This is a genomic window from Tsuneonella sp. HG222, from assembly GCF_053819185.1.
The window spans coordinates 889,340-901,281 of sequence record NZ_JBSOQZ010000002.1; the positions used below are offsets into that span (position 1 = coordinate 889,340).

Sequence of the window (11,942 nt, forward strand, 5' to 3'; positions counted from 1 at the left end):
ATGATCACACCCCTTGCATATCGGTCGCATTGGCCACTGCAAACTGCGTCAGGTCTGCAATGTGGAAATCAGAAGCTCCGCTCGCCGGCCGGCATCAGGATTGGCCGATTTACGAGCCCCTGCTTGCGCCCCGCCGCAAGATCAGGACAGCGAATCCAGCTCCGATGCCAAGCAACACGGTAGCTCCGCCCGCCTGGCCGAGCGGCCCTGTGAAGAAAGTTGCCACTATCCAGTCGAACGCGCGCATCGCCCGAGGATACACAGGGCCGGAAAAGAAATTACGCATGAAGCCAGTCGCCGCCTGCGCCGCAAGGAACGTCATGAATAAGAATACGAACCCAGCCTGCAAGACTGCTCTAAGCATCGGCAATCGACCCATTCAGCACCTTTTGAAGTCCCCTTCAGTTCTCGGACGCTAACTGCTGGTTTGGCCGGAATGCGGACGTTAGGAGCCAAGCTCTCGGGTAGGTTCTTGATCCGCTTTCCGACGCCTCAAGCGAACCGAAGCCAAGCCCATGTCGCATATAGAAACAGGAGAGGAAGCAACACAAGGTGGTCTCCCCTCGCAAGTAGAGATTCCCGCAGCACGTATAGCGGCGCAGCCATAAGCGCCCACTAGCAACGCGCTGAAGGTGAGCCACAGCCCGACGGCTATCCGCTTGTCCCTCAGCGGACACTATTAAGTGCTGCCACCTTGCAAGCCGTAGCGCGGCAAAACTAACGGCCTGCTAGTGTCCGCAATGGGGTAGGAAGAGGACTGGCTGCTTTCTGCCTAACCCAACCCCAAATTGGCCTGTCAGCAAATGGCCCGACGGGAGCCGTAATTCGGGTTAGGCCTGTGCGAGCCGTCCCGATGCGTAGTCGCGGGCGAGCGCGATGAAAGCTTGAAACGCTGCGGAGGAATTCCGTCGATTGGAATAATAGAGGCAGAGCGGCGCAAGCGGCGGCGTCCAGTCTTCGAGAATGCGAACGAGACGTCCATCCGCGAGGTCTTCACGCACGTCGGTTTCCATGAAATATCCGATCCCCACGCCGTTCTCCACCGCGATGCGCGCCAGGGACGCTTCGTCGAGAGTGATCGGTCCCTCTACATCGAGGTGCAGCTCTTCGCCGCTTTTCTCGAAGCGCCATCGGAACAATGAGCCGTTGGGAAGCCGCACGCGAACACAGGGATGGCCGAGCAGCTCCGAAGGCGTCTGGGGGGTGGTCCTGCTTTCGAAAAAGGCGGGGGAGCCCACCACCGCCATTCGTCGTATCCGACCCAGCGGAATGGCGATGGCGTCGGTGGGCACCAGGTCCAAACTGCGCACCCCAAGATCGAAGCCCGCCGCCACGACATCGACGAGCCGCCCCTCGGTGACGAGGTCGATATGAACTTGCGGATAGCGCTGTAGGTAGCTCAGAATGAGCGGAGCCATGATCTCCCGCGCCGCCGTCGCGAAGGCGTTGATGCGCAAGGTGCCGGACGGCGTCTCCTGCTGGGAGCGCACCGTGTTCATTGCCTTTTGAATGTCCTCGAGCGCTGGTTTGATCTGCCCGACGAAAATCCGCCCGGCGTAAGTGAGCGAGACGCTGCGTGTGGTGCGATTGAACAATCGGACGGCCAGCTCCCGCTCGAGCTTGCCCACCGCGTTGCTGATGGCCGTGGTCGATATCCCCAGATCGAGCGCTGCCGCTCGAAAAGAGCCGCACCGAACGATGGCCAAAACCGCCTCGAGTTCGATTAGCGAGTGGCGAGCCATTATCCCGTTTTCCGTGACACCCTATCCCGATTTGTCTTGATTATCAGGCTAAATGTCCATCGCTAAATGGCGTTCATCACCCCTGAGGAGATGAACATGCCAATCGAGCTACCCAAGCCAATCGCCGACTATGTCGAAGCTAACGCCCGTCTCGACATTGACGGCATGCTAAAGCCCTTCCTGCGCGATGCGGTCTTCATCGACAACGGCAAGCATTTCGAAGGCACTGCTGCGATCCGCCAGCTGTTCGAAGACGAGGTGATCCCGGTAAAGGCGATCTTCACGCCCGATACGGTTCGGGAAAATGGCGGCGATGTCGTTGTCGAAGGTCCCGCTCATGGTGACTTTCCGGGCAGCCCGCTGCGTTTTACCTATCGCTTCACGCTGCTGCACGGCGCCATCAAAACGCTGGAGACAACGGTATGAACATCAAGGCAGATGCGGCCGAGTTCGTCGGCAGGCGTGTGCTCGTCAGCGGCGGTACCAAAGGTCTCGGCCGCGCCACGGTCGAGCGCTTTCTCGCCGGCGGGGCGCGCGTAATCACCGCCGCCCGGGCACTCAAGGATCCCATAGACGGCGTTGAATATGTCCAGGCGGATCTCATCACGCCTGAGGGCGGCGAAACGCTGGCCAAAGCTGCGATCGAGCGTCTGGGGGGCATCGACATCCTTGCCCATGTCGTCGGCGGATCGGCGTCGCCGGCTGGTGGCTTTGTCGCACTGACGGACGAGCATTGGCTAGCCGAGCTGAATCTCAACTTGCTGGCGACCGTGCGGCTCGACCACCTTCTGGTTCCGCAGATGCTCGAGCGTGGCGCGGGCGTCGTGGTGCACGTTACCTCCATCCAGTCGTCCCTGCCGCTGCCCGAATCCACGACCGGCTATGCTGCTGCCAAGGCTGCGCTCAGGACCTACAGCAAGTCTATCTCGAAGGAACTCGGTCCCAAGGGCGTGCGGGTCAACGCCGTGTCACCCGGCTGGATTATGACCGAGGCAACGGGAGACTTCTTGGAAAGGCTCGAGGCAGCCAATGGCGGCACGATCGAAGACGCGCGTCAGTCCGTAATTAATGCCTTGGGCGGAATCCCGATCGGACGGGGTGCACAGCCCGAAGAGGTGGCTGACCTTATCGCCTACCTTGCCTCGGACCGTGCCGCAGCGATCAACGGCGCCGAATTTGTCATCGATGGCGGGACCGTCCCCACCGTCTGAAGGTGATGGCCAGCGCCCCAATGGATCCATGCCCGTTGTCCGTTGGTCCGATCAGATCCGATTAGCGCCGCGAGCCGATCTCGGCGCACAGCTGCGACGACATTCTATGGTCATCAGGGGACAGCGGCAAACGCGTTGCAGATGATGCTCTCATCGCAGCCACCACCGGTTCCCGGCTGGGGCAGGTCATTTCCTCCCATAGAACTTTGTGACCGTGGGATCGGCTTAAAACCTCATTGCCCGAGGTTTGCGGCATCAAGCGACGGCCGGGTCGATCGAATACAATTTGCGACCAAACTCCCAGCCCCCAGAGACGAGCTCGCGGCCCGGCTCCGGACGCTATGATGGCTTCATGATTTGACCCTGACGCAAACGCTTACAAAGGGGGTTATGTGATCGAATGTTCTGCGCCATAATCATCACTATTGCCAAGGTATCTCGTTCGGTTATGTCACATAACTGTTAGACGAAAAGTCATAGGGTGGGGATGATGGGAAAGCGCAAAATCGGAGTCGAATTGTCTCGTCGAGGGCGGATGTTGCGTCCGTCTCCGGCCGTGGCGACGATTGCGGGGTTCCTTTTCCTTTCGTGTGCGACGGTCGCACAGGATCGGGCCCAATCTCCGGAGAGCAAAGCGCCCGGAGCGGTCGGCGATGTCGCCGGACACGTGCCGGACCAGAACGAGCAGGCCCAGGCCGCGCCGGTCGTCGATTCGGCTTCTCCCCGGGGGGCGCACTGGTGGTCGCCGGGCGACCGCAGGCGGATACCGGGGTATGTCACGTACCCTAACGCCTACGGCCAACTCGGCTTTCTGGTCGAAGGCGCGCCGATCGAAACCCAGGGCCACGCGTTTTTCGAACCGATCGGCGAGAATGGCCGGGCTTGCGTAAGCTGCCACCAGCCCGCGGACGCCATGTCGCTGTCAGTCGAATCGGTGCGCGAGCGGTGGACCGCTACCAAGGGCAAGGATCCGATCTTCGCCCCGGTCGACGGCATGAACTGCCCCCATCTGCCTGCGGGAGAGGAGAGTTCACACTCCCTGTTGCTCAACCGGGGCCTGTTCCGGATTTTCCTGCCTTGGCCACCCAAGGCTGCGGACGGCTCTCCGCTGGAGACGGAATTCACGATCGAGGTGGTCCGCGACCCGACGGGCTGCAACACCCATCCGGAGTATGGGCTGAACAGTGCCAACCCGATGATCTCGATCTATCGCCGGCCGCGGGTGCTGGCGAACACGAAGTACACGACGCACCAGAACTTCGGCGTCGGCGACTTTATCGGCAAGAGCGGATTGCCGACGGCTCGCGACCCTGAAACCGGGCGGCCGGTCAGCATGAACCTCATGGCCGATGCGCGGCATCCGACCTTGAAAACCCAGGCCGTCGAAGCGGCCGTGACCCATCTCCAGTTCGGCGCCAAGCTCTCCGACGAACAGGTCGCCCAGATTCTGGATCTGGAGAAGCGCGTGTACACCGCGCAAGTGATCCGCACGGGCGCTGGCAGCCTGGTCGAGAATGGGCCTCCCGGCTTCGGCCCGCGCAATCTGGCTGCCGCTGATGCCGGCGTGCTGGGCAACAATATCACCCGCTGGATCTTCCCGATGGGCGACGCCTGGTCGCAGGAAATCGCATCCCCGACCACCGATCGGGCACAGATGCGCGCCTCCATCAAACGCGGCCATGACGTTTTCATGTTCCGCACCTTCTGGATCAAGGATTCGATGCATCTCAACACGGTCGGACTCGGCAACCCGACTAAGCGCACCTGCGCGACCTGTCATGGCATGCACATGACCGGGCTGGATGCGGCCAACGGCTGGATGGACATCGGCACCACCAACCTTCCCTGGGCCAAGGAAACGCCGATGAACCCGTGGGAAGATGAAAAGCCCGAGCTGCCTCTCTTCAAGATCACCTGCAAACCCAATGTGCCGCCGCATCCCTTCCTGGGGCGGGTGTTCTACACGCAGGACCCGGGCCGCGCGCTCATTTCGGGCAAGTGCAACGAAGTCGGCACGATCGTGATGCAGCAATTCCGCGGCCTGGCGGCACGCGCGCCATACTTCTCGAACGGTTCGGCGGGGTCGATCCGCGAGCTGATCGACTTCTATGACCGGCGCTACAACATCCAGTACTCGGACAGCGAGAAACGCGATCTCGAGAACTTCCTGGCAAGCCTGTGAGGAGACTTACGATGGTCCGCAAAATCCTCGCTTGTGCTGCCGCCGTCAGCGCGGCTTCCGCTTCGGCCGCCGATGGGCAGAGGCTGGCGTTTGTCGAATGTCCGATCGTCCGTGACACCGCCAGCGTCCCGTGCTGGCTGAGCGAGTACGACGGCGAGCTTTATTACATGGGCATCCAGACCGACGTGAGTGCGGACTTCCATCCGCCTTCGCTCGGCCACAAGGTGCTGGTGGAGGGCACTGTCTCGGACGAGCCGCGCATCTGCGGCGGCGTGGTGCTCAAGGATGTCGTCGTCTCCGTGATGCAGGAGCGGGCCGACGACTGCAACACGCTGTTGATGGCCGAGGACCGCTACAAGCTGCCGTTCGAAGCACCGCGCCCACCGGGCCCGAGCCTGGGCCGGCTGGCGTTCGACAACACCCCGGCGCGCGCTCCGCGGGCGCCGCAAGTGCCGCAGCCTCCCTATCAGGCCAAAAGCTTCGACATCCCTTTCGATTTCAACGGGCGGATCGCGTTCAAGCATCCCCGGTTCCTGAGCCAGGTGATGACCTACGCCAAGCAGATCAACGCCAGCCGCATCAGCGTGACTGGCTATCGCGGCGCCACGCGGCTGAGCAACGGGGAGCTTCTTTCCGAGCAGGAGCAGATCGCCGAGCGCCGTGCGACCCAGGTGGCGGACCTGCTCAAAGGCGCCGGACTGACGACGCCCCAATACAAGGTCGAATGGAAAACTCGCGCCGAAACGGGTGACCATACCAAGCGACGAGTGACGGTAACGGTCGCGCCTTAGGCCGACCGAAAAGAAAAAAATGAACGCTCGAAATACGAGCACAGGGAGGGAAATATGGGGGATTTCAAGCATAGCCAACGCCTGCGTCGCAGCCTTTGGCCGGCGGTCGCCGGCATGGCGGTTGCGTGGAGCATTCCCGTCAGTGCGCAGGAAACCGCCGAACCGGCCGACAGGCAGGTAGAAGAAGAGCTCGAGGAAGACGCCTCTGATTCGCCAGAGGCGCAGGAAGAGATCGTCGTCACCGGTTCGCGCGTCCAGACGGCCGGCTTCACCGCCCCGACGCCGACAACCGTGCTCAGTTCCCAGGATCTGCAACAGACCGCGCCGACGCAGATTTCCGAAGCACTGTCCCAGATGCCGCAGTTTCGCATCACCTCGCAGCCTTTGACTGCCACGACCTATGCCAACCTCCGCGGGATCGGCGCCGACCGCACGCTGACCCTGGTGAATGGACGCCGCCACGTTCCCACGTTTTCCGATGGCACGGTCGATCTGGGGGTCATTCCCGCGATCCTCGTATCGCGCACCGAAGTCGTCACCGGCGGCGCTTCGGCGTCGTGGGGTTCCGACGCGGTCGCGGGCGTGGTCAACCTCATTCTGAAGAATCAGCTCGAGGGCATCGAAGGCTCGGTCCAGGCCGGCATCTCCGACTATGGCGACGACTTCAACTGGCTCGCTTCGTTGGCCGCCGGCACTTCGTTTGCGGGCGGGCGTGGCCATTTCCTCATCGGCGGCGAATATTCCCGGAGCAAGGGCGTGCGCCCGCTGCAAGCGCCGGAGATGTCCCGGCCCTGGGCGATGCGCGGCTCGGTCGGCAATTCCGCGTTCGCGACGAACGGCTTGCCGGGGACGCTTTACGCCGAAGACGTGCGCAGGGCCGATACCTTCGAAGGCGGGCTTATCACCAGCGGTCCGCTGCGCGGCACCACTTTCCTGCCGAACGGTGAAACCGGCCAATTCGGGTATGGACAGGTGTTCGCCAACAACATGATCGGCGGCACCAGCAATCTGGGCGAAACCCCCGTACCCGGAGGCGATCTCAAGAACCCGTTCGAGCGCTGGACGCTGATGGGCCGGGCGGAATACGAAATCACCAATTCGCTCAAGGCGTTTTTCGAAGGCACATACGCTCACGTCCTATCGAAGGCGTTGGGACAGCCGGCGCGTAACAACGGTACGGTCAGCGGCAGTGCGGCCGCCCTCAACCCGACCTGCTCGACCACTCAGCTTACGTCGACGCTCGGCAATATCCTCGTGCCCGTCAGCAACCCGTTCCTGCCGCAAAGCCTGAAGACCCGCGCAGCGCAACTGGGCGTGACCTGCTTCAACTTCGGCCGAGTCTATCGCGATCCGGGACTGGGCTCCTTCGTCTCGGACGACGGCTCGCCGGCAATCTACCGCGGCGTGGTCGGCCTCGAAGGAGGCCTGTTCGGCAGCTGGCACTGGGAAGCTTACTACCAGTACGGGCATAACAACTTCCAGCAGGCCCGCGTCGGCAACTTCAACAATGCCAAGTACCGCAACGCGCTCGACGCGGTGCAGGTGGGTTCGAACATCGTTTGCCGCATCAATGCGGATACCAACACCGCCAACGACGACGCTGCCTGCGCGCCGTTGAACGTATTCGGTTTCGGCTCCCCGTCACAGGCAGCGATCGACTACATCACCGGGACCTCCACCTTCGAGATGGACACCACGCAGGAAGTGGCTGCGGTGAGTGCCCGGGGCGATCTGTTCAACACTTGGGCCGGCCCGATCGCAGCGGCCACCGGTGCCGAGTATCGCAAGGAAACCGTCGACGCCGTCGCCGACCCGATCTCGCAGAACAACGGCTGGCACTCTTCGAACCGCAAGGGGATCACCGGGTCGTACAACGTCAAGGAAGCGTTCCTCGAACTCGTCATTCCCCTCGCGCGGGACTGGCCGCTTCTGGAGTCGTTCGACCTCAACCTTGCGGCAAGGCGGACCGATTACAGTTCGTCGGGCGGCGTCACCACGTGGAAAGCAGGTGCCACCTGGGACGTCACCGACGACCTTCGGTTCCGCGCTACGCAGTCGCGCGACATCCGCGCAGGCAACCTGGCCGAACTGTTCACGCCGACCGCGGTGCAGAGCGGAAACATTCGCGATCCCCGGACTTCGGCCGGCTTCCCCGTGCCGATCACGACGATCGGCAACAGCGCGCTATCGCCGGAACGGGCGGATACGTTCACCGCTGGCGTCGTATACCAGCCCGACTGGGTGCCGGGGCTCCGGCTGTCCGCCGACTACTACAGCATCGACATCGACGGACAGATCGGCACGATTCCTGCCAACGAAGTGCTCGAACGGTGCTACCTCGACAACCTGCCCCAGTATTGCGCGCTCGTGACGACGGGACCGACCGGCGCCATCACCGGTGTGACGGTACAGTTCGACAATCTCGACAAGTTCAAGACCAGCGGCGTCGACCTCGAGGCTTCGTATCGGATGCCGATGGATCAGCTGTTCAGCGGCGCCGACGGGAATCTGTCGCTCCGCATTCTGGGCAGCTACTTGCATGAGCAGGCCACCACGGCGGTGATCAATGCGACGACCACCGACGTGGCCGGCCAGTACACCTCGCCGCATTGGACGGTGTTCGGCCTGCTCTCCTATGACAACGACCGGTTCTCCACCGCGCTGGACTTGCGCTGGTACGGCGGCGGCACGATCAACAACCAGCGTGTCGAAGGCGAGATCTCGGCCAACGGGTTCAACATCAACCACGTCGACCCGGTGTTGTACGCCAACCTGTCCGCAAGCTACAGCCTGGCCAACGACGATGGCAACGGCCCGGAGGTCTACGTCAGGATCAACAACCTGTTCGACAAGGCTCCGCCGTTTCCGTCGACCGGCGGGGGCCTGTTCGATCCGGTCGGACGTTCCTATCGCGTCGGCGTCCGCTTCAAATACTGAGCGTGCGATCGAGGATCAACCACTGCGATGGGCGGCAAGGCCATCGCAGTTGGTTGAACAGGTTCAGTCGAGGGTCAGGTCGGCGACGCCATATCGCCGACTTGGCCTGACTGGCGATTAGCCGACACATCGCCCGAGCAAGGTCACCCCCTTTACGCCCTTGGCGGATGGGCAGTTTAAGTGCTCGCTGGCCATTGCGGATCTCGCCACACTGCATAGGTGCGCCTGGAGCGGCGAAGCGCTCGTCGTTGGCCCAGGGGCTGACCTCAGTTAGTGAACTTCCGTGGTCAGGGGGCGAGGCAAGGTTATCGAGACCCAACAAGCCGGTTGAAAGCCCCCGGTCGGCGCGCTCCGCGCCTTCAAGCGATTACCTCAATCGTTGGTCGAACGCAGGGCCAATTCACGCGAAACTCGCGGCTTCACGGTGATGTCCGCGCTGCGCGTGTTCCAATCGTCGGTGCCGTTCAAATCGCGGGGCTCGGTTTCCCACCGGATCGTCAGCCTGTCCTCGGGAATTCCGACCTGCTTCAGGATGACTTCGACCTGCTTGGCGCGCAACTCGCTCACACCTTCGTTCTCGATGAACGAGGTACCGTCGGACAGGAGCGACCCCCCGCGATAGCCGACCACCTCGATCTCGGCGGCGTCCATCGAGCGATAGTAGTCGATAGCCTGCCGGATTGGCGGGCTGTTCCGCGCGCTCCAGCCTCGATTGTTGAAGTCATACAAGACCTTGAACACTCGGGGTGGCTTCGCTTCCTTGACCGCCGGAGTGTCGGCCACCGGTCGCGCGGCTACGGCGGGTCTGGCAGCGGGTTCCTCCAGTTCGTTCGGGCCAGGGCCTCTGTGGTGGAACGGAATTTCGTAGCGGGCGTCGATCGGCAGGATCGTGTTGCAGGTGTCGTCCCGCTCCGGCAGCGAGGCGACCTTCACCGGATCAAGGACGATGCCGCCGCAGATGCGCTCCTTGTCGGTCGCGGTGCCTTCGACGATCACCTTGTGGTCGAGAAACGGCGGCCAGAACGCCGAACCGAAGCTGCCTTGAATGCCGAGATAATATCTCTCGCCATTATAGTCGGCCACCCAGCACGGCACGGTCTTCGTGTCTTGCACGATCGGGCAGGTGACGAAATTGCGCCGGTCTGCCGGCGGTCCCGCGGCCAGAGCCGGCATCCCGAGGGTCGCCAGGAACACAGCCGTCGTTTTGCCGATTTGCGCCATTCGTTTTTCCTTAGAGGACGCTCAAGAAGTTGACCAAGTCCTGCTTCTCCTGCTCCGTGTAGCGGATCAGGAAGCGGCGATCGTAGAAGTCGACGAGTTCACGCAGATTCGAGGCAGAACCGTTCGAGAAATAGGGGGCCCGGGCGGCGAGGCCGCGGAATTGCTGGCTGACGACAGCGCCCACATCCCTGCAGCTGCCCGAGATCAGCGCACGCCCTGGATCCTGCGTGTATATCACCCGGCCGTAGAAGGGATGCTCCGGCAGTCCCGGTTTGCAGGTCACCTTGAACAGCGGCAGCTCGGGTACCTGATCCGTGAACGGGCTCACCAGCGGCTCGCGGGCCCAGGGCAGGTTGGTGGTACCAAGGTCATACCACCCGGCAACGGCGTCCATGCCCGTCATCATCATGTTATGGCAGGTCGCACAGGTTCGCTTGGTCGGATTGCCCAGTCCGACCGTGTTGATATGCATCGCGTCCTTGATCCAGAACGGCTTGAGGAAGAACACGTCGGCCCCGCGCGCGATTGATGCCCGGAAGGCCTGCTGCGGCGAGCTTTCCGTCGAGACCGGCTTGTTCCACAACACGAAATCCATGAACACGGGTCGTTCGAGGAAGTCGCCGAGGAGGGGCTCACCCCGCTCCATGTTCCTCGGGCCCAGAGCGGGCGGCCCGTCGGCCTCGGTCAGCGACCCGGCGTTCTGGCTTGAAACCTGCGCCCCATAGAGCTGCATTTCGAAATCGACGATCTGCTTGAGCTGCGCGTCGGTCAGCTGCGACTTGGCCTGAAGATGCGTGACCGCAGCAGAAACCGCCTGCGTCTTCAGCGTCGGCTCTCGCGCGTCGGACATGATCTGCATGCTCACGGCCTGGCCGGTTTCCGGATCGACCGCAGCCGGCATGCCGTTCTTAATCAGGAAGGTTACCGACGGATTGGCCCGTGGTGCCCGTTGCGGTCCGACAACGTACTTCATGTTCATGACCGGCCGGGGCCGCCGGTAGATCGACACCATCGGGTTGGGGCTGTTCAAGCCATACACCGGATCGGTGTTACATCCGGTCGGATCGCGAACGACTTCGAGCGTGAAGTCCGGATCGATTTTCGAGCCGTCCGCAGCCCGTGGGGGCCAGGGCAGGAACACGCGGAACAACCCGCGATCGAGCAGCAGGGAATGCGAGGCCTTGTCGCCCTCGGGCTTGTTGGGACAATTGGCCCCGTCGACCAGCGCGAAGAGCGGATCCTTGCCGTCCGTTTCTTCCCAGCGTTCGCGAATGGTGTCCACGGAGATGGACATGGCGTCCGAGGGCTGATGGCAGGTGACGCAGGCGCGGCCATTCTCTCCGATCGCCTCGAAGAACGGGTGCCCGGCGGTTTCCACCCGGCCCCCGGCATTGTAGAGTCCGAAGGCGCCAGTGGGGTTCGCATATTGCGGCTCGGCCGGCAGTGCGTCTGCCTGACCGGGCGACCACCAGCGGTTCTTGTCGCTGGCGGACGCGGCGCCGTCGGCATCTTCGGGCTCCGCCGGCGCTGTTTGCGCCTGAACGAATTGGGCCGGCACATGGCCGGAAACGGCACCCACGGCGCCGGGCACCTCGCTCGCATCGGCCGGGACAGTGTCTTGTGCGGAAAGTCCGGACACCAACATGGATGTCAGCATCGTCGCGACAGAGGCTCCCAAGAGCCATTGACCAGCCGATGATCCCCCGGCGCCTTGCGTCCGTTTTTCCATTTCCAGCAATCCCCTCGGGTGCCTTGCAAGGCGAAGCATTCTTAAAGTGCTTGCATCATTGTTATCTGGCAGGACAATTCAAGTCAACGCGACGTCAACGCTTACAAAGCGGTGACCGAGCCGCGGTCT

At 62.5% G+C, this 11,942-nt stretch carries 8 protein-coding genes; 5 read left to right on the top strand and 3 right to left on the bottom strand.

The features are described 5' to 3' along the window. Positions 1-830 precede the first annotated feature (830 nt). On the bottom strand, positions 831-1,742 hold the full coding sequence (locus tag ACWPMZ_RS16105) for a LysR family transcriptional regulator (protein ID WP_455705074.1): 912 nt from the start codon (positions 1,740-1,742) through the stop codon (positions 831-833). A gap of 96 nt (positions 1,743-1,838) precedes the next feature. Between ACWPMZ_RS16105 and ACWPMZ_RS16110 the strand changes: the two genes are divergently transcribed. From ACWPMZ_RS16110 to ACWPMZ_RS16130, 5 genes are all read left to right on the top strand, one after another. Further along, complete coding sequence (locus ACWPMZ_RS16110) at positions 1,839-2,168, top strand: nuclear transport factor 2 family protein (RefSeq protein WP_455705171.1); 330 nt, start codon at positions 1,839-1,841, stop codon at positions 2,166-2,168. Next, complete coding sequence (locus ACWPMZ_RS16115; protein WP_455705075.1) at positions 2,165-2,953, top strand: SDR family oxidoreductase; 789 nt, start codon at positions 2,165-2,167, stop codon at positions 2,951-2,953. Before ACWPMZ_RS16110 ends, ACWPMZ_RS16115 begins: the two co-directional genes overlap by 4 nt. Before the next feature lie 487 nt (positions 2,954-3,440). Then, positions 3,441-5,135, top strand: a complete 1,695-nt coding sequence (locus ACWPMZ_RS16120) for a hypothetical protein (protein ID WP_455705076.1) — start codon at positions 3,441-3,443, stop codon at positions 5,133-5,135. An 11-nt stretch (positions 5,136-5,146) separates the two neighbouring features. After that, positions 5,147-5,926: a hypothetical protein gene (locus ACWPMZ_RS16125; protein ID WP_455705077.1), complete on the top strand. Its 780-nt coding sequence runs from the start codon at positions 5,147-5,149 to the stop codon at positions 5,924-5,926. Between the two features lie 54 nt (positions 5,927-5,980). Further along, a complete protein-coding gene (locus ACWPMZ_RS16130; RefSeq protein WP_455705078.1) occupies positions 5,981-8,863 on the top strand; it encodes a TonB-dependent receptor plug domain-containing protein in 2,883 nt (960 codons plus the stop codon). Positions 8,864-9,235: 372 nt separating this feature from the next. Here the strand turns inward: ACWPMZ_RS16130 and ACWPMZ_RS16135 are convergent, their stop codons facing one another. Next, entirely contained in the window at positions 9,236-10,084 is an 849-nt protein-coding gene (locus tag ACWPMZ_RS16135; RefSeq protein ID WP_455705079.1) for a hypothetical protein, read from the bottom strand. A 10-nt stretch (positions 10,085-10,094) separates the two neighbouring features. Further along, positions 10,095-11,813, bottom strand: coding sequence for a hypothetical protein (locus ACWPMZ_RS16140; protein ID WP_455705080.1), 1,719 nt, complete (start codon positions 11,811-11,813; stop codon positions 10,095-10,097). Between the last annotated feature and the right edge of the window lie 129 nt (positions 11,814-11,942).

What these genes read in the sequence shown, in the direction of transcription:
- ACWPMZ_RS16130 (WP_455705078.1), top strand. Translation starts at nt 5,981, where the DNA reads ATGGGGGATTTCAAGCATAGCCAACGCCTGCGTCGCAGCCTTTGGCCG.
- ACWPMZ_RS16120 (WP_455705076.1), top strand. Translation starts at nt 3,441, where the DNA reads ATGATGGGAAAGCGCAAAATCGGAGTCGAATTGTCTCGTCGAGGGCGG.
- ACWPMZ_RS16135 (WP_455705079.1), bottom strand. Translation starts at nt 10,084, where the DNA reads ATGGCGCAAATCGGCAAAACGACGGCTGTGTTCCTGGCGACCCTCGGG.
- ACWPMZ_RS16115 (WP_455705075.1), top strand. Translation starts at nt 2,165, where the DNA reads ATGAACATCAAGGCAGATGCGGCCGAGTTCGTCGGCAGGCGTGTGCTC.
- ACWPMZ_RS16105 (WP_455705074.1), bottom strand. Translation starts at nt 1,742, where the DNA reads ATGGCTCGCCACTCGCTAATCGAACTCGAGGCGGTTTTGGCCATCGTT.
- ACWPMZ_RS16110 (WP_455705171.1), top strand. Translation starts at nt 1,839, where the DNA reads ATGCCAATCGAGCTACCCAAGCCAATCGCCGACTATGTCGAAGCTAAC.
- ACWPMZ_RS16140 (WP_455705080.1), bottom strand. Translation starts at nt 11,813, where the DNA reads ATGGAAAAACGGACGCAAGGCGCCGGGGGATCATCGGCTGGTCAATGG.
- ACWPMZ_RS16125 (WP_455705077.1), top strand. Translation starts at nt 5,147, where the DNA reads ATGGTCCGCAAAATCCTCGCTTGTGCTGCCGCCGTCAGCGCGGCTTCC.